Source organism: Propioniciclava flava, assembly GCF_004126535.1.
Classification (GTDB): domain Bacteria; phylum Actinomycetota; class Actinomycetes; order Propionibacteriales; family Propionibacteriaceae; genus Propioniciclava; species Propioniciclava flava.
Map to the genome: position 1 here is coordinate 106,543 of NZ_PPCV01000008.1, position 23,958 is coordinate 130,500.

Annotated in this window: 21 protein-coding genes and 1 pseudogene; 8 read left to right on the plus strand and 14 right to left on the minus strand. The window is 69.0% G+C overall.

Annotated elements, in window-relative coordinates:
• Positions 1-17: 17 nt before the first annotated feature.
• The 4 genes and pseudogenes from istB to C1706_RS11760 all read right to left on the minus strand — a co-directional run bounded on the left by istB (position 18) and on the right by C1706_RS11760 (position 5,067).
• Entirely contained in the window at positions 18-842 is an 825-nt protein-coding gene (gene istB, locus C1706_RS11745; protein ID WP_129459431.1) for an IS21-like element helper ATPase IstB, read from the minus strand.
• Positions 839-2,134: pseudogene (locus C1706_RS11750) on the minus strand (IS21/IS408/IS1162 family transposase); the annotation flags it as partial. The gene istB and the pseudogene C1706_RS11750, both read right to left, overlap by 4 nt.
• A 9-nt stretch (positions 2,135-2,143) precedes the next feature.
• Positions 2,144-3,499 carry an FAD-dependent oxidoreductase gene (locus C1706_RS11755; protein WP_129459432.1) on the minus strand — a complete coding sequence of 452 codons (1,356 nt, stop codon included), beginning with the start codon at positions 3,497-3,499 and terminating at the stop codon, positions 2,144-2,146.
• 149 nt (positions 3,500-3,648) lie between these two features.
• A complete protein-coding gene (locus C1706_RS11760) occupies positions 3,649-5,067 on the minus strand; it encodes an IS30-like element ISPfr9 family transposase (RefSeq protein WP_129459433.1) in 1,419 nt (472 codons plus the stop codon).
• A gap of 295 nt (positions 5,068-5,362) precedes the next feature.
• On the opposite strand from C1706_RS11760, the gene C1706_RS11765 reads away from it, so the two are divergent.
• Positions 5,363-5,896, plus strand: a complete 534-nt coding sequence (locus C1706_RS11765; RefSeq protein WP_129459434.1) for a hypothetical protein — start codon at positions 5,363-5,365, stop codon at positions 5,894-5,896.
• Positions 5,897-5,955: 59 nt separating this feature from the next.
• Here the strand turns inward: C1706_RS11765 and C1706_RS11770 are convergent, their stop codons facing one another.
• The 4 genes from C1706_RS11770 to C1706_RS11785 are packed head-to-tail and all read right to left on the minus strand — an operon-like array spanning position 5,956 to position 8,607.
• Positions 5,956-6,771: an energy-coupling factor ABC transporter ATP-binding protein gene (locus tag C1706_RS11770; protein WP_129459435.1), complete on the minus strand. Its 816-nt coding sequence runs from the start codon at positions 6,769-6,771 to the stop codon at positions 5,956-5,958.
• Positions 6,768-7,526: a cobalt ECF transporter T component CbiQ gene (cbiQ, locus tag C1706_RS11775; protein WP_129459436.1), complete on the minus strand. Its 759-nt coding sequence runs from the start codon at positions 7,524-7,526 to the stop codon at positions 6,768-6,770. The genes C1706_RS11770 and cbiQ overlap by 4 nt, the downstream gene beginning before the upstream one ends.
• The gene (locus C1706_RS11780; RefSeq protein ID WP_129459437.1) at positions 7,526-7,927 is read right to left on the minus strand and encodes an energy-coupling factor ABC transporter substrate-binding protein; all 402 of its coding nucleotides are present in this window, start codon (positions 7,925-7,927) and stop codon (positions 7,526-7,528) included. The genes cbiQ and C1706_RS11780 overlap by 1 nt, the downstream gene beginning before the upstream one ends.
• Positions 7,927-8,607, minus strand: a complete 681-nt coding sequence (locus tag C1706_RS11785) for an energy-coupling factor ABC transporter permease (RefSeq protein WP_129459438.1) — start codon at positions 8,605-8,607, stop codon at positions 7,927-7,929. The genes C1706_RS11780 and C1706_RS11785 overlap by 1 nt, the downstream gene beginning before the upstream one ends.
• A gap of 242 nt (positions 8,608-8,849) precedes the next feature.
• Between C1706_RS11785 and cobBC the strand changes: the two genes are divergently transcribed.
• Together cobBC and C1706_RS11795 are read left to right on the plus strand one after the other, a co-directional pair.
• A complete protein-coding gene (gene cobBC / locus C1706_RS11790; protein WP_129459439.1) occupies positions 8,850-11,408 on the plus strand; it encodes a bifunctional hydrogenobyrinic acid a,c-diamide synthase/histidinol phosphate aminotransferase CobBC in 2,559 nt (852 codons plus the stop codon).
• Positions 11,405-12,766: a threonine/serine exporter family protein gene (locus C1706_RS11795; RefSeq protein WP_129459440.1), complete on the plus strand. Its 1,362-nt coding sequence runs from the start codon at positions 11,405-11,407 to the stop codon at positions 12,764-12,766. The genes cobBC and C1706_RS11795 overlap by 4 nt, the downstream gene beginning before the upstream one ends.
• On the opposite strand, the gene C1706_RS11800 is transcribed toward C1706_RS11795, so the two are convergent.
• From C1706_RS11800 to C1706_RS11815, 4 genes are all read right to left on the minus strand, one after another.
• Complete coding sequence (locus C1706_RS11800; RefSeq protein WP_129459441.1) at positions 12,721-13,869, minus strand: cytochrome P450; 1,149 nt, start codon at positions 13,867-13,869, stop codon at positions 12,721-12,723. The two genes, C1706_RS11795 and C1706_RS11800, sit on opposite strands and share 46 nt — an antisense overlap.
• Before the next feature lie 96 nt (positions 13,870-13,965).
• A complete protein-coding gene (locus C1706_RS11805) occupies positions 13,966-14,772 on the minus strand; it encodes a rhomboid family intramembrane serine protease (RefSeq protein WP_129459442.1) in 807 nt (268 codons plus the stop codon).
• A gap of 29 nt (positions 14,773-14,801) precedes the next feature.
• Positions 14,802-15,200, minus strand: coding sequence for a hypothetical protein (locus tag C1706_RS11810; RefSeq protein WP_129459443.1), 399 nt, complete (start codon positions 15,198-15,200; stop codon positions 14,802-14,804).
• A gap of 21 nt (positions 15,201-15,221) precedes the next feature.
• Entirely contained in the window at positions 15,222-15,944 is a 723-nt protein-coding gene (locus C1706_RS11815) for a hydroxyethylthiazole kinase (protein ID WP_129459444.1), read from the minus strand.
• Positions 15,945-16,083: 139 nt separating this feature from the next.
• On the opposite strand from C1706_RS11815, the gene C1706_RS11820 reads away from it, so the two are divergent.
• Together C1706_RS11820 and C1706_RS11825 are read left to right on the plus strand one after the other, a co-directional pair.
• A complete protein-coding gene (locus C1706_RS11820) occupies positions 16,084-17,487 on the plus strand; it encodes a DUF2252 domain-containing protein (protein ID WP_129459445.1) in 1,404 nt (467 codons plus the stop codon).
• 68 nt (positions 17,488-17,555) lie between these two features.
• A complete protein-coding gene (locus C1706_RS11825) occupies positions 17,556-18,383 on the plus strand; it encodes a shikimate 5-dehydrogenase (RefSeq protein ID WP_129459446.1) in 828 nt (275 codons plus the stop codon).
• A 72-nt stretch (positions 18,384-18,455) separates the two neighbouring features.
• Here the strand turns inward: C1706_RS11825 and pdxH are convergent, their stop codons facing one another.
• Positions 18,456-19,088, minus strand: a complete 633-nt coding sequence (gene pdxH, locus C1706_RS11830; protein ID WP_129459447.1) for a pyridoxamine 5'-phosphate oxidase — start codon at positions 19,086-19,088, stop codon at positions 18,456-18,458.
• A gap of 127 nt (positions 19,089-19,215) precedes the next feature.
• Between pdxH and C1706_RS11835 the strand changes: the two genes are divergently transcribed.
• From C1706_RS11835 to C1706_RS11845, 3 genes are read left to right on the plus strand one after another with little or no spacing between them, the layout of a single operon-like run.
• Positions 19,216-21,777: a PEP/pyruvate-binding domain-containing protein gene (locus C1706_RS11835; RefSeq protein WP_129459448.1), complete on the plus strand. Its 2,562-nt coding sequence runs from the start codon at positions 19,216-19,218 to the stop codon at positions 21,775-21,777.
• 48 nt (positions 21,778-21,825) lie between these two features.
• Positions 21,826-22,176: a PadR family transcriptional regulator gene (locus C1706_RS11840; RefSeq protein ID WP_129459449.1), complete on the plus strand. Its 351-nt coding sequence runs from the start codon at positions 21,826-21,828 to the stop codon at positions 22,174-22,176.
• Positions 22,173-23,555, plus strand: a complete 1,383-nt coding sequence (locus C1706_RS11845) for a permease prefix domain 1-containing protein (RefSeq protein WP_129459450.1) — start codon at positions 22,173-22,175, stop codon at positions 23,553-23,555. The genes C1706_RS11840 and C1706_RS11845 overlap by 4 nt, the downstream gene beginning before the upstream one ends.
• A gap of 36 nt (positions 23,556-23,591) precedes the next feature.
• Here C1706_RS11845 and C1706_RS11850 read toward each other — a convergent pair whose 3' ends face one another.
• A complete protein-coding gene (locus C1706_RS11850) occupies positions 23,592-23,786 on the minus strand; it encodes a hypothetical protein (RefSeq protein WP_129459451.1) in 195 nt (64 codons plus the stop codon).
• Positions 23,787-23,958: the final 172 nt, after the last annotated feature.

Consider the following 23,958-nt stretch of genomic DNA (forward strand, 5'->3'; position numbering starts at 1 on the left):
TCGGCAGATGATCGATGTCACGCGCCTGTGGTGGGGGTGTGGTGGCGGGCTCGGGTGTGGGCGAGGCGGTAGGAGTTGGTGCCGGTTTCGATGATGGTGGCGTTGTAGGTGAGTCGGTCGACGATCGCTGCGCACAGGCGGGGGTCGGTGAAGGTGTCGGTCCAGGCGGAGAAGGACTGGTTGGACGCGATCGCGATGGCGTTCTTCTCCTCACGTTCGGTGAGGACCTGGAACAGCAGCTCGGCCCCGCGCCGGTCGAGTTCCATGTAGCCGAGTTCATCAATCACGAGGAGGTCGACGCGGCCGTAGCGGTTGATGGTCTTGGTGAGTTGCTTCTCGTCGGCGGCTTCGACTAGCTCGTTCACGAGCCGGGTGGCGAGGGTGTAGCGGACGCGGTAGCCCTGTTCTGCGGTGGCGGTGCCGAGCGCGATGAGCAGGTGGGATTTGCCGGTGCCGGAGTCCCCGATCAGGCACAGGGGGTCGCCGCGGCGGATCCAGTCGCCGGTGGCGAGCTCGTTGATGGTGGCGGGGTTGATGTTGGGGTTCGCGGTGAAGTCGAAGTCGGCGAGCCACTTCTCGCGGGGGAAGCCGGCGCTCTTGATGCGGCGCAGGGTGGAGCGGCGGTCGCGGTCGTCGACCTCGGCCAGGAGAAGTTCGGCGAGGAAGCCTTGGTAGGTGAGTTGTTCCTTGGTGGCGGCCGCGACGGCGTCGTCGACCACGGCGCGGATCGTGGGCAGCCGGAGCCGGCGGCAGGCTTGGTCGATCGCGGCTTGGGCGGCTTGCTCGGTGAGGCTGTGACGGCGGCGAAGACCGCCCTGGCGGTGGCTGGTGCTGATGGTCATGGGGTTCCTGTCGGGGTGTGATGGTGGGCCTCGGCGCTGGCCGGGGTGGGGGCGGGTTGGCGGCGGCGGAGGAGTTCGTCGTAGGCGGTGACGGTGGGCAGGGGGCGGGTGTCCTCGGGCAGGTGCGCGATGACCTGGTGCGGGTCGGTGGGGCGTCGTGGTGGCAGGTTCACGACCGTCCCGCCCCTGGTCGGGGTGGCTGGGGCGGGTGTGTGGCCGGTGGCGTGGCGGCGGGCTTCGACGGCGACGACGTCGGGGCTGGTCGCGCCAACGGACAGGGCTGAGGTGATGCCGGCGATCACCGCGTCGGACGGGAGGGATCGGTGGAGCAGGAGCACGTCGATCAACGCTCGGGTGCCGGCGACGTCGCCGCTGGTCTTGCGGGCCGCAGCCCAGAACGCGTCGTGGGCTGCGGTGAATGCCCCGGCGGCGCGGGCCTGCGCGAGGGCGGTGGAGCCGGGGAACGCGCCGGGCTTGTGGCGCAGCACTTCGAGGTAGTGGTCCAACTCGACCCGGGTCACGCCACGGGTGCCGAGGCGAGGGTGGGTGGCGACGACGGTGCGGCCCTCGAACACGACCACGCACGAGGCCCGCAGGGACACGCGGACGCGTTGCCCGATCAGGTGCGCGGGGACGGAGTACTTGACCATGCGGACGGTGATCAGGGCGGAGCGATCGACCCGGGGGTGGAGAATCAAGCCGGGGTCGAAGTCGTCGGCCGGCAACGGTGCCAGGTGGGGCAGCTCGGCGTGGTAGTCCTGCCCGATCGTGTTGGCGTGGCCGGTGATGCGGCGGGTGTTGTCGTCGACTTCCCAGGCGCGGATCTTGTCGTTGAGTTCGTCCAAGGTGGCGACCTCGGGCATGGGGGTGAGATGGTTGCGGCGGAACCATCCGACCTCGCCCTTCTCGTGGGCGCCGTCGATGCCGGGCTGGCAGTAGAACGCGTCGAAGCCGTAGTGGGAGCGGAACAGCACCCAGCGTTCGTTCTCGTCGCGTAGCCGGTCGCCGCCGTGGATGACCTGGACGACGGCGGAGGTGAGGTTGTCGTAGCGGATGTGGCGGGTGGGGATGCCGCCCAGGGCGTGGAAGGCCTCGATGTGTCCTTCGAGGAAGGCCTCCTGTCCGCCGGTCGGGTAGACGCGGTGGATGGCCTTGCCGGAGTGGGACAGGCGGTAGACGAACATGTGGCACTTGGTCTTGACGCCGTCGAGGATGACGTAGACCTCGCCGAAGTCGACCTCGGCCTCGGCGCCGGGGGCGTGGTCCTGCGGCACCATCGCCTCCACCCGGCGCATCACCGGTCAGGCCAATGGCTCCAGGGTGCCGAGCACCTCGTTGAAGGCCTCGGTGCTGGACGGGTGGGTCCAGATCCCGTCGCGCAGGTCGGAGACCTTGGCGCCCAGCCGGATGGCCAGGGCGACCATGTTGACCAGCTCCTGGGAGTCGATGGAGAAGATCGTCGCGCCGAGGATCTCTTGGCTGTCGGCGTCGACGAACAGCTTGAACAGGCCGTGGGTCTCGCCGACGATCTTCGGCCGGGGCATGGCGGCGATCTTCGCCACCTCCTTCTTCGCCATCAGGACGTTGCGGCCGGACTTGCGGGCCTGGGTCTCGTCCATGCCCACCATCGACAGCGGCGGGGTGATGAAGGTGGTGTTCGGCACCGCCACGCGGTCGCTGCGGCGGCGCGTGCCCTGGCCCATCACCGCGTCCCACACGATGCGGTTGTCGTCCAGCGAGATGTAGGTGAACTGCGGGCCGCCGTTGACGTCGCCCACCGCGTACACACCGGGGACGCTGGTCTGCAGCTGGTCGTCCACGACGACGAAGCCCCGCTCGTCCACCTCGATGCCGGCGGCCTCCAGGCCCAGCTCGCCGGTGACCGGCACGCGTCCGGCGGCCACCAGCACGGCCTCGGCCGCGAAATCGCCCTTGGTGGTGTGCACCACGGCGTGTGTGCCGTCGTCGTCCAGCGACGTGGGCCGGACGCCCTGCTCGATGGTGACGCCCATGTCGAGCAGGGTCTGCCTCACGGCCTCGGCCACGTCCCGGTCGCCGCGGGGAAGGAACTCCTCGCCGCGGTCGAGGATGGTGACCTTGGAGCCGAAGTGGGTGAACATGCTAGCGAACTCCAGCCCAACGAAGCCGCCGCCCACGATCACCAGCCGTTCGGGCAGCGGGTCGATGTGCTGGATGGTGGTCGAGTCGAACACCCGCGGTGAGTCGAAGCCGGGCAGGTCGACGCGGCGCGAGGTCGCACCGGTGCCGATCACCACGGTCTCGCCGGTGAGCTCCACCTGGCCCTCGGCGGTGTCGACGACGACCGTCCGCGGGCCGGTGAACCGGGCGGTGCCGTCCACCAGGGTGACGCCCGGCTTCTCCAGCATCTGGTGGTTCGCGGCGTTGAGCGTGCCGATCAGCGCGTCGCGGCCGGCGACGGCGGTGCGGAAGAACTCCTGCGGGTCGTCGGAGTCGCGACGCTCCTCGGCCGAGACGACGAGGTCCTTGGTCGGCACGCAGCCGATGTTGATGCAGGTGCCGCCGTACATCTCGGGCGAGCGCTCCACCAGCGCCACGGTCTTGCCGGCGGCCGCGAAGCGCCCCGCCAGGGTCTTGCCTGCCTTGCCCCAGCCGATCACCAGCAGGTCAACGTCCATCACAATTCTCCTTCGCGTAGGCACGCTCTCGCTCGCAACGCTCGCAATCCACGAGGTGCGGGATTTGCCGGTGGGCATCCTTCCAGCGGCACCGCTGAGATGGAAAGCCAACTGCTGACATCGCTCTGCTGGTCGGAGCCACGGCAGGTTCAACCGGTCGTCGCAACACCGGCTTCTTCCAAGGATTGTAGTTGCTCTTCGAAGACCTCGGCCGGTGTTCTCCAGCCGAGGGTCTTGCGGGGGCGGCTGTTTAGGGTGTGGGCCACGGCTTCCAGATCTTCTGCTGTCCAGCGGGACAGGTCGGTGCCCTTGGGGAAGTACTGACGCAGCAGCCCGTTGGTGTTCTCGTTGCTGGGCCGCTGCCATGGGCTGTGGGGGTCAGCGAAGTAGACCTTCGTGCCGGTCTCCAGGGCGAAGGTGGCGTGAGCGGATAGTTCCTTGCCGCGGTCCCAGGTGATGGTCTTGCGCAGCTGCTGCGGCAGAGCGGTGATCGACGCGGCGAGCGCGGTGTTCATCGCGACCGCACCGTAACCGCCCAGCGAGGGGCCGTTCTTGACCGGCGGAGTCTGGCCCCAGCCCTCCAAGCGAGGCAGATGGACCAGGATCGTGGCGCGGCTGTGGCGTTCGACCAAGGTGCCGATCGCGGAGCGGCCGGTGCCGATGATCAGGTCGCCTTCCCAGTGGCCGGGAACAGCCCGATCCGCGGCCTCCGCGGGCCGTTCGCTGATCACGACATCGGCGGTGACATGGCCATGGGGCTTGTTCCGCGAACGCTCACGCGGCGAGCGCAGAGCCCTGCCGGTGCGCAGGCAGGTCACCAGGTCCCGTATCAGCGCCCCGCGGCCCTCGATGAACAGTGACTGGTAGATCGCCTCGTGACTGATCCGCATGGACTCATCATCACCGAACTCGATGCGCAGGCGGTGGCTGATCTGCTCCGGGCTCCAGGCCTTCGACCAGCGACGGTCGGCCCGGTGGGGCTTGTTCAACCCTTTCCAGACTGGCGTGTCTGGGCCGTTGACGGTGCGGCCGTCAGGGTGGGTGACCTTGCCGGCGAGCCGGTCCTGGACGTAGTCACGCAGCCGCGGGTTGGTCACCATCTTCGCTTCTTTGGGCCTCTTGGCGGCCTCGTGGGCTTTCCACTGGGCGACCATGGCTCGGTATTCGAGTTTCCCGCCTCGGGTAGCGGCGTTGCGGCGCAGCTCACGACTGATCGTGCCTGGATCACGGCCCAGAGCCCGGGCGATGGTGCGAACCCCCTTGCCCTGGGCCTTCAGGATGGCGATCTCCTCACGCTCGGCGAAGCTGAGATATCGCCCACTGGGTTCGACCAGACTGATCGGTGGCATGCCGCCAGCGTGGCGGAACCACCGCGAGGCCACCGGGATCGACACACCCACCACGAGCGCGGCCTCCGCCGTTGAGATCCCCGTCGCAATGAGACGCCAGAAGTCACGCTGCACCGTCCGAGACGGTTGCGGCCTGCCCGGAGAGAACATCGCCGGCCGCAAGGCCCTGTCCGCTCGCCACTGACGCCGCAACCCCTCGGGGACATCGCCAGTCCTCATGCTCCAATGCTTGGTAGCCATCCTCCACACCTCTCACATCAAGGTGTTGCGACGACCAGTTGAATGCGCCCACAGAACGACACTCAGAGTGTGCTGAGGCCGTGCGCAGCAACGCGCGCACATCGGCAGATGATCGATGTGACGCGCCTGTGGTGGGGGTGTGGTGGCGGGCTCGGGTGTGGGCGAGGCGGTAGGAGTTGGGGGGTTATCAGGCATCTGCGTTGGATTGATCTGGCGCGATGGAGATGGTTCTGGGGATGCCAGATCGTCTGGCCTCAGACCATAAGGAGTCGACATGAAGACGTCCCTGGCCAGCCTCGTCCTGGTTGCCGCCCTCGGCCTCGCTGCCTGCACCTCGGTGCCAGCCCGTCCGGTGGAAAGTGCGCCCGCCGGATCGAACCAACCCGCTCAGAGCGGTACCGCGACACCGTCAGCCAACACACCCAAGGAGGGCGTCGCCACCTTTGGGTCGTCCTACACGTGGGAGGACGGCCTGTCGCTCACCCTGGGACAACCAGCGGCGTACACCCCGAGCAAGCACGCCTACACCGGTAGCCAGTTCACTCACTACATCGTCATCGACGTGCGCCTGGTCAACAACACCGGCTCCCCCTGGGACCCCGGAATCGCGCATGCCACTCTGCAATCGGCCAATCAAGAGGGCGACCAGATTTTCGACTCCGGCAAGCTTCCAGATCAACCGCACACAACCCTGCTCAATGGGCGCGAAGCCAGCTACAAGATGGCGTTCGCTGTGGCGGACCCCAGCGACCTCGTATTGGAGTTCACTCCAGACTGGACTCACACATCGGTGCTCTTCCACCATTGATCACGTCTCATCCGAACCGTCATCAGGGTGGGCCCTTGACGCCGTCCAGGCCCCGAAGCTCAGCGGTGGGCGCCGATGGCATCCACCAGGGCGTCCACTCCGGTGACGGACGCGCTGGGCAGGCCGAGGCGTCCGGCGACCTGCAACACGACCGGCTGCCGCAAGCGGGCACGGGCGACCAGGTCAGCGTCCCCCAGCATGGTGGCGGGCTCCCCCAGATGGAGGCGTCCGTCGACGAGAATCGCGACGGCGTCGGCCCAGCCGAGCGCGAAGTCGACCTCGTGGGTGGAGATCACCACCGTGGTGTGATCGGCTTGGAGTTGAGCCAGGGCGTCCACCATCTCGTTGACGCCCTGGGGATCCAGCCCTGCGGTCGGCTCGTCCATCAACAGCACGCACGGCTGCATGGCCATGGCACCCGCCATGGCGACGCGTTTGCGCTGGCCATAGCTCAGTTCGTGGATGGGACGGTCGGCCAGATCCGTGATGGAGAGCACCTCCAGCGCGTGCGCGACCCGCTCGCGGACCTGCTCATCGGGCAACCCCAGGTTGATGGGGCCAAACGACACGTCACGGAACACGTCCGCGGCGAAGAGTTGATCGTCGGGGTCCTGCGCGACGAACTGGACGGCCTCGCGGTGCGCCCGCAGCCCCGCCCTGTTGTGGACGAGCTTCACCCCGTCCACCGCAACCTGGCCTGCACCCGGCTCGATAGCCCCCGACAGGACGCGCAACAGCGTCGTCTTGCCCGACCCGTTGGCGCCCAGCAAGGCCAGACGGCGCCCCTTCGGCACCACCAGATCGACGCCGTGCAGCACCTCCCGGTCGCCGTAGCCGACGACCAGACCGGACCCCGACAGTTCACGATGGCTCATCGGAGCACCCCCCACATCACGCTTGTTCCGATCAGGACGGCCAGCAACACGAGGCTGCCGACCAGAAAAGCTGTCGAGCGGATCCGCGGCGGCTCCAGCGTCCGCAACGAATCCTCATATCCGCGTCCGGCGAGGCCTACGTCGAGGCGCCGGGCCCGCTCCCACACCCGCAGGAACAACACGCTCATCGCCATGGACGTCGACCGCATGGCCGCCCGCCGATCGACGTAGCCCAGACGTCCTTCCTGGGCACGCCGGATCTCGCCCACGTTCTCGATCAGCCCGAACGCAAACCGGTAGATCAAGGAGGCGATCTCGATCAGCGGATCCGGGACGCGCAGCTTGCGCAGCCCCGTGAGCAGGTCGATCATCGGCGTCGAACACGCCAAGGTGAACAGCGCCAGGGTTGCGGCCAGCGAGCGCACCGCCAGGTCCCGGGCGGTGCGCAGGCCCTCCGGCGTGATCGCGAACGTCGGACCAGACGACCATCCGACGCTGACGGCCACCGTCGCCACGCCGATAGCGATGGACACCACCGGCAGCCACACGACGCGCACCAGCCGCCCCCACCCGACCTTGATCGGCCCCACAAGCAACACGACGCTGATCAGCGCCACCGCCGCCCCGCCAGGGATCGGCGGCAACGCTAACGCGGAGCCGAGCAAGCCCAGCGAGAGGACCCCCTTGTCACGCAGGGATCGCTCTCGCCACGGGCTCGCCCAGGCCGCATGGTCGAGCGCCAACCCGTGCGCCATTAGGCGGTGGCGTCAGCGACTCGCGAGGACGTGGCCGCTGGCTCGCTTCCCGGCTCGGGCGCGGCGTCCGAATCGGCGTCCGGAGTGCCGGAGACGTGCCCCGTGCCCCGGTGCCGACGACCCCACAGCGCGCCGATCGCGAACCCGAGAATGGTGCCACCGATCCCCGCCTGCAGCGCGAACAAGCCGGACTCGATCTCGCTGGATTCGGGCTGGAAGAACGGGTGGAACCACGGCTCGTAGTCGGGGTGCGATTCCTGGATCTGGGTGGTCGCGGCACCGTCGGTGCCACCGAAGCGCTCCTCCGGGTCCGTGTGCAGGCCGCCGATGACGAAGCTGATACCGAACACGAGGAACAGGGCAACGATCAACGCGACGTTGATGAGGGACTTCTTGGACATCAGGCGGCCACCTTCTCGGGAGAGCGCAGGACGCCGAGGCGCTGCAGTTCGGGCTTGGCGACGTCGGTGAGGATGCGGAACACCAAGACGCCGAGGATGCCTTCGGCGATGGCGAGCGGCACCTGGCTGAGCGCGAAGACGCCCAGGAACTTCACGACGGACCCGGCGATCCCGGAGACGGGATCGGGGAAGGCGAGGGCGAGCTGGAAGGAGGTGACCAGGTAGGTGCTCAGGTCAGCCAGCGCCATGGCGAAGAAGACGCCCACGTCACGCGACCAGCCGAGCTTGGCGTTGAGCTTCCACACCCAGTAGCCGACCCAGGGGCCAGCGATGCCCATGCTGAAAACGTTGGCGCCGAGCGTGGTCAACCCACCATGGGCGAGGAGCAGCGCCTGGAACAGCAGCACCACCGTCGCCATGAACGCCATGATCGGTGGTCTGAACAGGATCGCCCCTAACCCTGTACCGGTCGGGTGCGAGGAACTACCCGTCACCGAGGGGAGCTTGATGGAGCTCAGGACGAAGGTGAAGGCGCCGGCTGCGGCGAGCAGGAGTCGCGACTCGGGGTGCTCCTTCGACTCCTTGATGACGGCACGGGCGCCGTGCACGACGAATGGTGTGGAGACGACGAACCATGCAACGGCATGTCCGACGGGCAAAAAACCCTCAGCTATATGCATCGAGTTCCCTTTCTGGATACGTGGCCACAGGAACCGCATCCGCGTGCGTATCTGACTCCCCATCACGGGTTACAGTGGCCCGACCGTCCCGGATTCTCACCGGATTCCGCGTCGCGGATGCCTCGCCATCCTTGCACCGCCACTAGCCAGCGTCTACTTGTCTCGCCCTGGTGGACCGGTCACCATCCGGCCCAGTGTGAGGCACAATCGGGGCCGTTCGCCCTGTGAGAGGAACCCAACCCATGCCACCCGCCGACCCGTTCGACGACACCGGCGCCGCTGACGGGTGGGCGCTCCCGCGACTCGTGATCGCCGCCGCCGCGTCCTCGGCTGGCAAGACGACGGTGACGACGGGCCTGCTGGCCGCGTTGACCGCACGAGGGGTGCGGGCGGCGGGGTTCAAGGTCGGACCAGATTTCATCGATCCGGGGTATCACGCGCTCGCCACCGGCCGTCCGGGACGCAATCTCGATCCGGTGATGGTCGGTGAAGAGCGCGTCGCTCCCCTGTTCGCCCACGGGTTTGTGACGCCTGAACCAGCCGATATCGCCGTCGTCGAGGGCGTCATGGGGTTGTTCGACGGACGCCTCCGCACGGGTGGTGTGGGCTCCACCGCCCACGTCGCGAAACTCATCACTGCGCCGGTGATTCTCGTCGTCGACGGTGCCGGTTCGTCCCGCACGGCCGCAGCCGCAGCCCTGGGGTTGGCCGCCTTCGATCCGCAGGTTCGGGTGGCCGGCGTCATCGTGAACCGGGTCGCCTCCCCCGCGCATGGCGCCGAGTTAGCGCAGGTGTTCCAGGAGGCCGGAATGCCCGTGCTCGGCGTCGTGCCCCGGGACGCGCGCGTGTCGGCTCCCTCCCGCCACTTGGGCCTTGTCCCGGCCTCGGAGCGGGCTGAGTCCGCCCACACCATCGCCGCGCTTGCCCAGCATGTGGACGCCCATGTGGATCTGGATGCCGTCCTGGAGCTTGCCGCGTCCGCGCCGCCGCTCCACGCCCGCCCCTGGGATCCGGCCGCCGAGGTCGCCCCCGTCCCCGGACGCCCCCGGATCGCCGTGTTCGGTGGCCGGGCGTTCACGTTCCGTTACGCCGAGACCACCGAACTGCTGGACGCGGCAGGCTGTGACGTCGTCGAGGTGGATCCGCTCACCGACGCTGCCCTCCCCGACAACGTCGCGGGGCTCTACATCGGGGGCGGCTTCCCCGAAGTGCACGCCGCCGACCTGAGCGCGAACGCCCCCTTGCGTGATGCCGTCGCCCGCGCGATCGGCGCGGGAGTTCCGACGGTCGCCGAATGCGCGGGTCAGCTCTATCTGGGTGAGCACCTGGATGGGCACCCCATGGTGGGGGCGCTGCCCGCGTCCGCCCGGATGACCCCGCGCTTGACCCTCGGCTACCGGCACGCTCAGGCGTCCGAGGCAACCTTGGTGGCCGATGGCCGCTCGGACGCCGTGTGGGGGCATGAGTTCCATCGGACGCACACCCTTCCCGGGGCGGGCGAGCACCCCGCGTGGGCGTGGAATGACCGCGTGGAGGGGTTCTCCCTGGATCCGGCCGAGATCGGTGAGCCGACGCTGCACAGCTCCTACCTGCACGTGCATTGGGCGGGGACGCCCCTTGCGGCGCAGCGCTTCGCGGACGCGGCGGCCCGGTACGTCCGTCGTGCCGGGCAGGGCGCCTCGCCGGAGGGGGACGCCTCGGCGTCGTCCACGCACCGCACCACGACGCTTCCTTCAGCCCCCGACGGCGGGATCGATCTGCACCACCATGGGGATCGCGACATCGCCGCAGGCCTGATCGACCTGGCCGTCAACGTGCAGACCACCGGCCCCGCCCCGTGGCTGACCGACGTCATCGCCGCCACCACCGCGACGCTGGGCGCCTATCCCAGCACGGACGCCGCCGTCGCCGCGATCGCCGACGCGCACGGCGTCGACCCGGCGATGGTGCTACCCACCGCAGGCGGAGCGGAAGCCTTCGCCCTGATCGCGCGCGCCCTACCACTGGCGCACCCGCTCGTGGTGCACCCCCAGTTCACCGAACCCGAGGCCGCCCTGCGCGCCGCCGGACGCGCCGTGCAACGCTGGCTGCTGCCCGTCGACGCCCACGCCGGGACGCCGCCCCTGGGCGAGCTCCCTTCCTGGGCGGACGCCCTCTTCGTCGGCAACCCCACCAACCCCACCGGGTGGCTGCACCGCCGCAACGACCTCCTCGAGGCAGGCCAAGGGCGCATCCTGGTCGTGGATGAGGCGTTCATGGACGCCGCCCACGAGGCCGAATCCCTCATCGCGCCGTCCATGCCCGGACGCCTCGTGCTGCGTTCCCTGTCGAAGACGTGGGGCCTGGCGGGGCTGCGCGTCGGCTATGTGGTGGGCGACCCGGCTCTGGTGGCAGCACTCGCCGCGGTCCAACCGCCGTGGCCGCTCTCCTCCCCCGCGCTCGCGGCGACGGTCGCGGTGCTGTCCCCCCAGGCTCGTGCGCAGGCATCGACGTGGTACGCCCAGGTGGACGCCGACCGCGCCTACCTGGTGTCCGCGTTGGAGGCGCACGGCTTCCCGGTCGTGCACGGCAGCGCACCCTTCGTCCTGATCGATACCTCCCGGGTCGGCGCCCACTCGCTGCGTCCGGGGCTGGCCAAGCGGGGGTTCGCCGTGCGCCGCGCCGAGAGCTTCCCGGGGCTCAGCCCAACCTGGATCCGGATCCGCGTCCCCGACCCCGAAACGACGGACACCTTCGTCGCGGCCTTGGCGTCGCTGGCCGAGGAGGCAGCCGCGTCGACCGTGGGGGAACGGACCCGATGACCGCGGCAGGCTCCCCCAGCGCCCATCTCGCGCTGGCGGACAAGGCGGACGCGGTGTGCCGCATGGGCGCCCTGATGCTGAGCGCGGGAACGGGCTCCTTCCGCGTCAAGGCGGCCATGGGGCGCGTCGCTGTCGCTCTTGGAGTGGACCGGCTCGACGCGCAGGTCAGCCTCAACGAGATCATCGTCACCACGAGGCACGGCGATGAGACCGTCACCCAGGTCGTCGAGGTGCCGGTGCCGACCGTCAACGCGGCCCGGATCGCGGCCCTGCTGCGTATCTCGCTGCGGGCCCGCCCGGGGCTGAGCACCCGCGATCTGCAACGCCAACTCGACCGGATCGAACTGAGGCGGCCGCCGTACCCGCGCTGGGCGATCGTTGTCGGCGCCGCCCTGGCCAGCCTCGCGTTCGCCTTCCTCAACAACGGCCACCTGCAGGAGTGCATCGCGGCGGGTCTGGGTGCGGCATGCGGCAAGACCGTCCAGTTGCTGTTGCGGCGGGCCCGGCTCAACCATCTCGCCATCGTCACGGTGGCCGCTTTCGTCGCCGCCGCAGTGTTCGTCGTGACCGGGTGGGCGATCCATGCGATCCTGCCCAGCACCTCGCAGACCGTGCACGATGCGGCGTTCACCTCGGCGATCCTGTTCCTGGTGCCCGGGTTCCCCCTGTTGACTGCGGCCCTGGATCTAACCCGGTTCGACTTCACCGCGGGGACGGCACGCCTGTGGTACGCGGGCCTGGTCATCTTCGCGGCCGGGATCGGCGCCTGGCTGGTGGCGTGGCTGTTCGGGCTCACCCCCACCCCGCTCGCACCCCTCGACCTGCCGCCCGCCGTGCTGCTGGGGTTGCGCCTGCTGGCGAGCTTCGCCGGGGTCTATGGCTTCGCGCTCACGTTCGACACCCCGTGGCGCATCGCGCTGATGACGTCGGCTATCGGGATGCTCGCCAACACCGGACGCCTGCTCCTCATCGACGCCGGGGGGCACCCGCTGATCTGCGCGACGGCCGCCACGATGGCCGTCGGGTTGATGGCGGGGTGGGCGAGCCAGCGGTTCGCGGTACCGCGCATCATCATGTCGGTTCCCGCCGTGCTCATCATGGTCCCCGGGGCTGCCGCCTATCGGGCCCTGGTGGGGCTCGTGAACGGCGACGTGATCGCCGCCCTGACGAACGCGACGGCCGTCCTGAGCCTGGTCATGGCGCTGGCGGCGGGGCTCGCGCTGGCGCGGATGCTCACCGATCCGGCCTGGACGCGACCCATGCCCACCTGGACCAAGATGCCCCTCACCCGCGCCCAGCGGCGCTTGCGCCCCTACGCCAGGACCACCGGCACCCGAGCCCAACCCCCCACGGGGTAGATCTCCCGGAGCGGCTCTTCGTCCGCGGCCGCGATCCACGTGGTCCCCGCCAGCAACGCCTGGAGTGCGACGCGCAGTTCGAGGGTCGCGAGCGTGCGCCCGGGGCAGGCGTGGCGCCCGATGCCGTAGACCAGGTTCGCTTCGGCGTTCGCCTGCGGATCGAGGACGTCGGGATCCCCGAAGACGGCCTCGTCGCGGTTGGCCGACGTCCAGTGCAGCGTGACGCGCGTCCCGGCGGGCAGATCGACCCCGCCAAGCGAGACCGGGCAGGTCGTGACGCGACGATTGGAGACGAAGGGATCGTCGCGGCGCAGCAACTCATCGATGATGGCGTCACACTCGGCCTCGCTGACGCCGTCGCGCAGCCGCCGCTGAAGTGCGTCGTTGGTCACCAGGCCGCGCAGCAGCACCCCGACGCACAGCGCGATCGAGCCGAGATCCCCGCCGGTCCAGTTCCGCAGAACCGACACGATCTCCTCATCGCTGAGTCGTCGGCCCTCCACCTGGACGCGCATGACGTCCGCGGTCAGGTCGGCGCCCAACACGGCGCCGTCGGCGGCACGGCGAGCCGACAGCAGCGGTGTGATGAGGGCGTCGAAGCGGGCGGCCACCGCAGCGAATTCCTGCCGATCGCCCCGGCGGCTGGCCTCGTGGTTGTCCTCCACCCAGGCCACCAGCGGCTCCTCCATCGAGGAGGGCCACCCCAGCCAGGCGCTTTGGGCACGGACAGCGAACACGGCCCCGATCTGCGTCACCGCGTCGAGCACCTCGCCGGTGGGCAGCGTCGCCACCAGCGCCTGCGCCTTCGCCGCCAGGATCGGGGCGAACGGTGCGAGCGCCGCGGGGGAGAGAAACGGATCCAGGGCTGCCCGGTAGGCGGTGTGGGCGTCCCCGTCGAGCCCATTGGGGATCTGCAGGTGAGCCGATACCGCGCTGGAGAAGGTCTCGTCGTCGAGAGCTGCCGCACGAACCTCGGCGTGCCGGACGACCACGTAATCGCCGCGGTCGCTGCGCACCACCGCGTGCTCGTGGCGCACGCTGTCGGTGCACGCCCGCGGGTCACACCCCGCAAAGGAAATGCCTTCTGCTAGCCGATCTGCCATCACAAACCTCTCGCCAGACGAACGCCCGGGTATGCGGGCAGGATCGACCCTAGCAAGGTTTTTACGATCTATTTGTGTAAATCGATCTCTTTGCGACTATCGCTGGCGGCGCTGGCGCAACTTCTCCAGTTCCCGGCGCTCAGCTGCGCTGAGACTGTGCAAACCCTGGTCGCTGATTTTCTCCAGCAACTGATCGATGCGTTCGGCGTCGGACGCCTTGCGCTCAGCGACACGCCGCTCCTTACGCGCGGGACGCGGCGTCCGGGGCCCCTTCGGGTGCGGCAAGAACCGCAGCGAGGACAACAACCCGAATCGCCGCGCCAGCAACGCCGTAAAGAGCAATGCCACCAGCAGAGTGAGCATGTCTGCATATCGAACCGCGGCAGCCATCAGCAGCAACTGCAGGCCCAAGAGAGCGGCGCCCACCACCCAGGCGCGAATCCCGAAGAAGAAGGGGCGCTGGGGGTACTCGGCAATCCACACCAGCAACACCATGAACTGAATCAGGCCAAGCCCATACATCTGGCCCGTGCCGCTCACGAGGTGCACAGCCAACGAAATGACGGTGAGCGACGCCCACATCCCGGCGTAGAGAGCCGCCATGGAACGGCGCCCGATCTGCGCCTCCAGGTCACGCCCGAAATACCACAGCAGCACCAGCGACAGCAGCGTCCACAGGGTCATGACGTCCGTCAACGGCCAGGTGATGATCCGCCACACCTGCCCCTGCAGGACGAGCCGCGGATCGAGGTAGAGGGCCGCGAGCAGCCCGGCCACGAGCGTCGACACCACAGCGCCAAGAGCCCCCAGGGCGACCAGCAAGACCGTGGAGGTCACATCGAAGCGGCCGATCCTGAACCAGGCCTCACCGGAGTTGTCCCGGGACACGTTGAACGACGACACCCTTCAAGAGTGCCAGATACCGCCCTGGATCAGGCCTGAGCGGACGGCGCCGCCGACGCCGGGGGACGCGCCGCCAAAACGAACAGCGAGAGCGCACCCAACACGATCAGGATGCCGAGCACGATGTGCACGATGGTCACGCCCATCTCACCGAGCGCGTACTGCACCAGCGACAACACGAACACGCCTGCCGCATGCCCGATGCCGCCCTTGACGCCCGACAGCTTCCCGTAGCGGAAGGCGGCGATGGTACTCAACAGGGTGGTCACGATGAACAGCATCGCCAACCCCGCGTGCGCCGGACGCACGGCCGGTTCACTCGTCAGCAACGACCCGAGGATGCCCAGCACGAGCGCTACCACGGCGCTGATGCCCGACACGATCCGGTAGATGCGGTGCCAGGTCTGCGTCGGATTCTTCTCAGCCACGGCCCCACCCTAACGGGATACTCAAAGATTCAGGTATTCAGCAATCTCGTCGCCACGCACCGTCCACAGGGCGTCCACCAGCGCCGTTCGGAAGGACGCCGGCCCACGCGACTGCTCCTCGGCCCGCTCCGAGGCCAGCGCCAGCCACGCAGCCCCCGCCAAGGCCGCCTCCAGGCGTCCGGTGACGACCGTGCATGTCCCCATCAGGGCCGACACGGCCGTGCGAACGCCTGGAATCTGCGCGAGCATCGCCGAACCCAGCGGCACCTTCACCTCGCGGCCGCCGAACGTGACGCGCTCGGCGGAGTCGCCCCAGACGATGGCGGCGTCCAGACCGGGGGCACCGAAGCCGCTGATCTCGTCCGGGTTCACCCGAACGATCGCGGGCCGGTTCGCCAGGAGGGCGTCCACCCGCTCGGCGTGCAGCGGCAGATCGCCCAACCGGGTGAGATCCAGCACCCAGGGCGTCCCGTCCGCGGCCAGCCGTGCCGTAGTCGTGACGATGGCGTCATTCCACTCGGCGGTGAGCGTGGCCAGGTCAAGCACGACCGCTTGCGCGCCGTGGGCCGCTTCGAGGGCGTCCGGTGAGGTGCCCGTCACCAGCGGCCGCGCGCCCGCACCCTGGAGCGCTTCGGCCACGAAGGGAGTGGCCGCCCGCGGCGCGACACATTGAACCCGAGGCCCTTCCTCACGCACAGCTTCGGCGGCGAACCCGATGGTCAAAGCGAGGCTGGAATGGGACATCGAAACTCCTCATACAGATTGCGGTGGCTCGCTAGCCAGTATGACCGAGTTCCCTACGGAAGCACTGTTCGACCCTCGGGCGCGGCCCGATTCCCGCCTCCCCATTCCCCCTGCCGGGGGCGGGCGCGACAATGACCTCATGGAGCCGATAACGCCCACCGCGCCGTCCCCCGACGCTTTTGCGTCCTTCCGCATCCCCGCAACGGACCGCCGTGAACGGGTCGCTCAGGGCAAAGCGCTCCGGGAGGCCACCCCGCACGCCGCGCTGGGCCGCTGGGAGCCTCGCCCGAACCGTCCCGGCGTCATCGACCTCATCGAAGCGGCCCAGCACGGACGCCTGCCCTGGTTGCGTGGTGTGCGCAACGCGCGGATGGCCGCATCCCCATTCGGGATGCTGCGCGGCTCGGCGGCCATGATGGCTTGGGACGTCGCCAACCTGCCCGCGACCGGCGTCCAGACGGTCGTCTGCGGCGACGCCCACATCGGCAACATTGGCTTCTACCGCTCCCCCGAGGGCAACCAGGTCATCGACCTGAACGACTTCGACGAGGCGCACACCGGCTGCTGGGAGTGGGATTTGCGGCGCCTCACCGCGTCCATCTGGGTGCTGGGGCGCGTCAACGGCGCCACCGAGCAGGAATGCGCGGACGCCGTCGCACACTGCGTCGTCGCCTACCGCGACGAGGTCAGCTTCTTGTCCAAGCAGCCGTTGCTGTGGCGAGCCTTCGACCGCCTCGACGTGGAGGGGCTGCATTCCAGCGTCACCGAGGAGGGCCTGCGCGAGGAGATCGAACGGGCTGCCGTGGCTGCCCGGCGACGCACCTCCGACCGCAAGCTGCCCAAGCTGACCGGGGGCGCCACGACGGCGGCGCACATCCTCAACGACCCGCCGCTGGTCACCCATCCCGACCCCGACGAGTACGAGGCGCTCGCCGACGGCCTGGACGCCTACCTGGCCACCCTGACGCCGCAGTGGCGCCGCATCGTGGGCGGCTACACGCTGGTCGACATCGCTCACAAGGTCGTCGGCGTCGGATCGGTGGGCTTGCGCGCCTGGGTCGCCTTGCTGTGCGGCTCCCGGGAGGACGACGTGCTGTTCCTGCAACTCAAGCAGGCGCAACGCGCGGTGCTGGCGCCGTTCGTCCACGGCGAGCACGCCTGGCACGACCACCAAGGCCAGCGCGTCGTGGAGTACCAGCAGGTCCTCCAAACCGTCTCCGACCCGCTGCTGGGCTGGACGACCGTGGGCCCCCACCAGTACTACGTGCGGCAGTACCGCAACATGAAGGGCGGCGTCCCCCTCGACAGCATGTCTCCCTCCGCTCTGGTCGACTATTCCGGCGTCACCGGGCACCTCCTGGCCAAGGGCCATGCCCGCACCTCGGGGGCCTCGATCATTTCCGGCTACCTGGGCAAGCGGGAGTCCGCCGTGGACGCCTTCGTCGCCTGGGCGCGCGGGTACGCCGACCAGACCGAGGCCGACCATGCCGCCCTGGTCGCGGCGATCGCGTCCGGACGCCTGCCGTCGGAGCCGGGCGTCTGACGGGCTCGCGGGCTGACGGTGAGCCGGCGCCGTAGGCTGGCCTCATCACCCCGGCCCGGAAGGACACCATGCGCGAGATCGCCACAGGGATCACCAAGGACACGACGCTGTGCATCTCGTTGTCGGGCCGGCCCGGCAACACGGGCACCCGGTTCCACAACTACCTCTACGACGTCCTGGGGCTCGACTTCGTCTACAAGTCGTTCACGACCTCCGACATCACGCAGGCCATCGCGGGCGTCCGCGGGCTGCGGATTCGCGGGTGCGCCGTCTCGATGCCGTGGAAGCATGACGTCCTCGCTTTGGTCGACGAGGTGGACGCCTCTGCCGCCGCCATCGACGCCGTGAATACCATCGTCAACACCGACGGTCATCTGGTGGCCTACAACACCGACTACCAGGCCGTCGCCCACCTGCTCACTAGCCGCGGCGTCCCCCACCAGGGCACGGTGGCGGTCCTGGGCTCGGGCGGTATGGCGAAGGCGACCGTCGCCGCGCTACGTGACCTGCATTACCTCGACGTCGTCGTGGTCGCCCGCAACGAGCACACCGGGCGCGAGTTGGCGTCCAAATACGGGGCGGGCTGGCGTCCCGAACTGGGCGACCTGCATCCGGCGACCGTGGTGAACTGCACCCCGGTTGGCATGGCGGGCGGAGCCGACTCGGAGGCGCTCCCGGTGAGCGTCAACGTGCTGGAGGACGCCTGGGTGGTGTTCGACATGGTGCCGATGCCCGCCGAAACGCCCCTGGTGGTGGAGGCGCGCCGTCGCGGTCTCACCGTCATCACGGGCGCCGAGGTGATGAGCCTGCAGGCGTTGGAGCAGTTCGTGCTCTACACCGGGGTGCGCCCCGACCCTGGTCTCGTCGAGGCCGCCACGGCGTTCTCGCGCGCCTGACGCCGTCCTGCGCCGCGCGCCTGGAGGCCCTGCGGGTGGTGCCGAGTCGGCTGGCGGAGGCCCCTCTGCGACTCAGGGGGCGAGGCGATCCCGGGCCCAGTCCGCGCCCCGCAGGCGAAACCGGAGCCGGTCATGGAGCCGCGAGGTGCGTCCCTGCCAGAACTCCCAGGTGTCAGGCAGCAGCCGATAGCCGCCCCACTGCGGGGGGCGTTGCGGATCCTTACCGTGCTCGTCGGCTGCCGCAACCTCGGCGGCCTCCAAGGCGGCGCGGTCGGCGATCACGCTGGACTGCTGCGACGCCCAGGCGCCGATGCGGCTACCCAGGGGACGCACACGGAAGTAGGCGTCGGACTCCTCGGCGGGCACCTTCACGACCTTGCCTTCGACGCGCACCTGACGCTCCAAGGGTGCCCAGAAGAACAGCAGGGTGGCCTGCGGGTTGTCGGCCAGGTCGGCGCCTTTGCGCGAGTCGTAGTTGGTGAACCACACCAGCCCGCTCTCGTCGAACTCCTTCAGCAGCACGACGCGAGCTGAGGGTCGGCCACGGCGATCGGCGGTGGCCAGCGTCATCGCGTTGGGTTCCAGGCCGGGCAGGGCGCGGGCGTCCTCGAACCACCGCGCGAACAGGGCGTTCGGATCCGTCCCAGCGTCGGCCTCGTCAAGTTTTCCCTTGTCGTAGGACTGTCGCAGCCCGGAGATGTCCATGAAGCCACCCTAAGACACGCAAGGTGCGTTGCGGGGCCTCCCCCACAAAGCGGTCGGCCTGGGGCGTCGCGTCCGGCCGTGCCGCATCCATGGGCCACTGTCGGATGCGGGTGAGATACTGACGAACATGAGCATCAGCGGGGGTGAAACGGATCACCTCGGCGGCAAAGGCGCCAATCTCGTCATCTTGCGTGAGGCTGGCCTTCCGGTCCCGCCGTTCGTGGTGTTGCCCACGCACGAGTACGACACGTTCGTCACCGACGCAGGTCTGGCACCGATCATTGCCGATGCGCTGACGCGTGATCCGGCCGAGGCGTCCTCGGTCATCAGCGCCGCGTTCGCCGCGGCGACGCCTTCGCCTGCCCAGCGCGAGCGCATCGTGGGCGAGGTCGCCGCCTTACTGGACGGCCCCGTCGCTGTGCGCAGTTCCGCCACCGCAGAAGACCTCCCGGGCGCGAGCTTCGCCGGTCAGCAAGATTCCTTCCTCAACGTGACCGGCGTCGACGATGTGGTCAGCGCCGTCATCGCCTGCTGGGCCTCACTGTGGACGCCGCGAGCCATCAGCTATCGGGCCCGCCTGGGGTTCGCTGGCCGGGTCAGCCTCGCCGTCGTCGTCCAAACGATGGTGGACGCCGACACCGCAGGAGTGTTGTTCACCGCCAACCCGCGCACCGGCCGTCGTGACGAATCGGTCGTGGACGCCGGGCGGGGTCTGGGTTCAGCGCTCGTCTCCGGCGAGGTGATTCCCGACAACTATGTGGTGGAGACGCTGACGGGCGCGGTGCGCTCCAAGGAGCTCGCCGGGTCGACGGCCGTCCTCACCGCGGCAAAGCTGAGTGCCCTGGTGGCACTCGGGCGCCGGATCGTGGAGTTGTACGGCGTCCCGATGGACATCGAATGGGCGAGCCTCGGCGAGGAGTTGTTCGTCGTGCAGGCGCGCCCCATCACCGGCCTGTACCCGTTGCCGCTCCCCAACCCGCAACCGCATCCGACCCCTGAGGTGTGGTTCAGCTTCGGCGCTTTCCAAGGCGTCCTGGAGCCCATCACTCCGCTGGGTCTGGACACGCTGCGGATCCTGCTGTCGGGGGCGCCCCGCGTCCTAGGGCGCCGCGTGGACTGGCGCACCAACCGGGCGGTGCAGCCTGCCGGGGAGCGGCTGTGGTTGCGCGCCGACGGCCTACTTCGGGTGCGGAGTCTCCGCACGCTCGTCCACCAGTTCCTTCCCCTGGTGGAGCCGGGCTCGGCAGCGATCCTTGCCGCCCTGGGCGAGGAGCCCGCCCTGCGTCCAGTGCATCAGATCCCCTCCGCACCGACAGTGGCGGCGCTGGCTGCGTTCGCCTCCCGGGTCGCCTCACGCGGACGCTCTTCGCTGCGCAACCCGATCGCCGCGCGACGGCATCTGGATCGGGCGGTGACGCGCCTGCTGGATCGGGTCACCACCCACATGTCGAAGGCCGCCCGGGCGGACACTCCCCAAGGTCGGCTCAGTGCCCGCGCCAAGGTCATCGAGACCTTGGGCGATGAGGCGCTGCCAACGCTGCTTCCCTTGTTCGCCCCCGTGATGGCGCCCACGATCATGGAGTTGAGCAAGCTGCGCGACCTCGCCGCGAAGACAGGCCTGCCTCACGCTGACGCGCTCGCGCTGGCCGTCATGCGTGGCCTTCCGGGGAACGTGACGACGCAGATGGAACTGGAGTTGGCCGACGTCGCCGCCGTCTTGAAGACGGACGCCAACGCCTGGGGGTGGGTCGCCGAGACCCCCGCCGAGGATCTCGCTCGTCAGTATCTTGCGGGCCGCCTTCCGCGGGTCGCACAAGAGGCGATCAGTTCATTCATGAGCGCCTATGGCATGCGCGGCGTCGCCGAGATCGATCTGGGGGCCCCGCGGTGGCGCGACGACCCGACCCCCTTGATGCATACGCTCAAGGCCTGCCTGGCCCTCCCGGAGAAGGCTCAGCCGCGGGCGGTCTACCTGGCGGGCCAGCATGAGGCGGGCCGCTCCGTGCGGATCCTGATGGACGCTTCGACCAAGCAGCGCGCCGAGAAGATCCGGCGAAGCGCCAGGGCGATCCGCGGGTTGGCTGGGTCCCGCGAGACGCCCAAGTTCACGCTCATCCAGGCCTTTGGCATGCTCCGCTCCGGCTTGGAGGCTTCGGCGATCGAGCTCGTCGAGGAGGATCGCTTGGGCGCGGTCGAGGATCTCGCATTCCTGCGGGTGGACGAACTGAGCCGCGCGTTCTCGGCGCGCTGGCAGGAGGTGGTCGCTCGGCGGCGGGCGCGCTGGGAGGCGGAACGCCGACGCACTCAGGTGCCACGCATCCTGGTCGAGGATGGCCGCGCACTCTACGACGGCCTGAGCGCGGGGGACGCCGACCTGCATGGTGCGGGGGTCTCCCCCGGCGTCGTGGAGGGAGTCGTCCGCATCGTGCACGATCCACGCTCGGCGCACCTGGCCCCCGGGGAGATCCTGGTGTGCCGAGGCACCGATCCGGCCTGGACGCCGCTGTTCCTGGTGGCCGCAGGGCTGATCACCGAAGTCGGCGGCCTGATGACGCACGGGTCGGTGGTGGCCCGGGAGTACGGCGTCCCGGCGGTGGTCGGCGTCCACGACGCGACCCGGCGCCTGACCGACGGCCAGCGCGTTCGCCTGGATGGCGCCAGCGGCAGCATCGAGCTTGTGGAGCGTTGATAGAGTTCCCATATGCCTAGAAGTACTAGGTATATGGGAGATGGTCTCGTGAACCTAACGAAAGACCTGGTCGCAGCCTCGGCAACGCCCATCATCCTGGGTGTCCTCACCGCCGGAGAGGACTACGGGTACTCGATCCTGAGGCGCATCACCGAGGCCTCCGCCGGGCGCATCGAATGGAGTGAGGGCATGCTGTACCCGCTCCTGCACCGGCTGGAACACCAAGGGCTCATCACAGCCCGCTGGGGAGAAGCCACCCTGGGGAGGCGTCGCAAGTACTACTCCATCACCCCCCAGGGCACAGCAGAACTCAACGGGCAGGCCCTTCAATGGCGCGCCGTTGTCGACACCCTGGAAGGGCTCTTTCCACCCCCCATCCCACGGACAGTGGAGGCATGATGATCGGCCCTCTGCCCCCCGCCGCCGAGGGCCTCGATGCCCCGTTGGGCGAATGGCGAGACATGATGACGCGCCGCCCAGGCATCACGACTGAGGACGTCGACGAGTTGGAAGACCATCTGCTCAGCGAGGTTCACGATCTGCGTCGCGTCGGGTTGAGCCCCGAGGAGGCCTTCCTCATCGCAGTGCGGCGCCTCGGCTCACCCAGCGACGTCGCCCGCGAGTACGGTGCCGTGCACACCGATCGTCTGTGGCGGCAACTCGTCCTGACACCATCTGAGCCTTCCCCGGCAGGAAGCCTTCCCTCCGGCTGGGATTTGCCTGCCGCGCTCGGCCTTGGGCTCCTCGCCGGGCTGGCGACGCGCATCCCCTACTCGTTCATGGACGGCGGGACTGCGATCGACTTCTACCCGCGCAACCTCGCGTTCCTCGTCCTGCCCTTCCTGATCGTCTACCTCGCGGCCCGTGCCCAGACGCGTTCCCGCAGCGGCCTGACCCTCCTGCTCACGGTCTTCGCCGCGAGTGCACTGCTGGTGAACCTCTACCCCTTCACCTGGCCTCACCAGACCTTGTGGCTCACCACCTTGCACCTGCCCATCGCCTTAGCGAGCACCGCGGGTATCGCCTACCTCGGGAAACGCTGGCGCTCCCTGGAGTCATGGATGGACTGGGTGCGCTTCCTCGGTGAGGCCGTGATCTATTACGTCCTGATCGTCCTGGTGGGCGCCCTCATCTCCATGCTGATCATGCAGATCTTCATCGCTGTTGACGCCCCGGCCACCTCGACCGTGTTCGGGTGGGTGTTCCCCGTCTGCGCTGCGGGCGCCGTCCTCGTCTGCGCGTGGCTCGTCGAACGCAAAAAGTCGGTCATGGACAACATGGCGCCCGTTCTCACTGCGGTGTTCACCCCTCTCCTCACGCTGGGCCTGCTGAGCTTTCTGGTGGTCGTGCTCACCGGCGGGCGGCTGATCTCGCTGGAGCGTGAAGTGCTCATCTCCTTCAACGGGCTGCTCATCGTGGTGGCTGGCGTTGTGCTCTTCACGGTGTCGGCGCGCCGTCCCGAGTCTTCCCACCGCGGCCTGGACTGGATGCAACTCATTTTGGTGTGTGTCGCTGTCGCCGTGGACGTGCTGCTGCTGTGGGCGATGTCGGGGCGTCTCCTCGAATACGGGACGAGCCCCAACAAACTGGCAGCCCTGGGGTGCAATGTGATCCTGCTGGCCCACCTGGCGGGTTCAGCGTGGCACTACGTGAGGGTCTTGGTGTGGCAGAAACCCGGGTTGAACCTGGTGCGCTGGCAATGCTGGGCGTTGCCGGTGTTCGGCGTCTGGGCGGCCATCGTGGCGTTGGCCTTCCCACCCCTGTTCGGCTTCCGGTGAGCCCCTGCAGCCCGGTCGCGGCGCAGCGGATGCTCGCTAGCCGCTGACGGTCGCGGCGAAGGCGTCCACCTTCAGCGCGCGGACGCCCAAGCCGAGCGCCGTGCACACGACCCCGACACCGACCGGGATCGCGAGGGCTGCGGTGACCGCGACGGTATCGACGAGGACCCCGGCCGCTGACGCGCCCAGCCCGACGCCCGCGAGGGTCGCGGTCGCCAGCAAGGTGAGCACCAGCGTGTTCCCGGCACTCGCCAGCCGTTCGGCTGCCGCATAACTGGCTCTTCGCAGTTGAGGGTGTAGCCCGGGACCATCGGCTGGTTCGCGGATAGGCGTCGAGGTCTTCCAGGATGGAAGTTCTCACGCTCACCATCTTGGAAGACCTCGACGTGCACCACCCTACGTT

Excerpts from the sequence above, each read along its gene's own strand:
- istB (WP_129459431.1), bottom strand. The coding sequence starts at position 842 with ATGACCATCAGCACCAGCCACCGCCAGGGCGGTCTTCGCCGCCGTCAC.
- C1706_RS11755 (WP_129459432.1), bottom strand. The coding sequence starts at position 3,499 with ATGGACGTTGACCTGCTGGTGATCGGCTGGGGCAAGGCAGGCAAGACC.
- C1706_RS11760 (WP_129459433.1), bottom strand. The coding sequence starts at position 5,067 with ATGAGGACTGGCGATGTCCCCGAGGGGTTGCGGCGTCAGTGGCGAGCG.
- C1706_RS11765 (WP_129459434.1), top strand. The coding sequence starts at position 5,363 with ATGAAGACGTCCCTGGCCAGCCTCGTCCTGGTTGCCGCCCTCGGCCTC.
- C1706_RS11770 (WP_129459435.1), bottom strand. The coding sequence starts at position 6,771 with ATGAGCCATCGTGAACTGTCGGGGTCCGGTCTGGTCGTCGGCTACGGC.
- cbiQ (WP_129459436.1), bottom strand. The coding sequence starts at position 7,526 with ATGGCGCACGGGTTGGCGCTCGACCATGCGGCCTGGGCGAGCCCGTGG.
- C1706_RS11780 (WP_129459437.1), bottom strand. The coding sequence starts at position 7,927 with ATGTCCAAGAAGTCCCTCATCAACGTCGCGTTGATCGTTGCCCTGTTC.
- C1706_RS11785 (WP_129459438.1), bottom strand. The coding sequence starts at position 8,607 with ATGCATATAGCTGAGGGTTTTTTGCCCGTCGGACATGCCGTTGCATGG.
- cobBC (WP_129459439.1), top strand. The coding sequence starts at position 8,850 with ATGCCACCCGCCGACCCGTTCGACGACACCGGCGCCGCTGACGGGTGG.
- C1706_RS11795 (WP_129459440.1), top strand. The coding sequence starts at position 11,405 with ATGACCGCGGCAGGCTCCCCCAGCGCCCATCTCGCGCTGGCGGACAAG.
- C1706_RS11800 (WP_129459441.1), bottom strand. The coding sequence starts at position 13,869 with ATGGCAGATCGGCTAGCAGAAGGCATTTCCTTTGCGGGGTGTGACCCG.
- C1706_RS11815 (WP_129459444.1), bottom strand. The coding sequence starts at position 15,944 with ATGTCCCATTCCAGCCTCGCTTTGACCATCGGGTTCGCCGCCGAAGCT.
- C1706_RS11820 (WP_129459445.1), top strand. The coding sequence starts at position 16,084 with ATGGAGCCGATAACGCCCACCGCGCCGTCCCCCGACGCTTTTGCGTCC.
- C1706_RS11825 (WP_129459446.1), top strand. The coding sequence starts at position 17,556 with ATGCGCGAGATCGCCACAGGGATCACCAAGGACACGACGCTGTGCATC.
- pdxH (WP_129459447.1), bottom strand. The coding sequence starts at position 19,088 with ATGGACATCTCCGGGCTGCGACAGTCCTACGACAAGGGAAAACTTGAC.
- C1706_RS11835 (WP_129459448.1), top strand. The coding sequence starts at position 19,216 with ATGAGCATCAGCGGGGGTGAAACGGATCACCTCGGCGGCAAAGGCGCC.
- C1706_RS11845 (WP_129459450.1), top strand. The coding sequence starts at position 22,173 with ATGATGATCGGCCCTCTGCCCCCCGCCGCCGAGGGCCTCGATGCCCCG.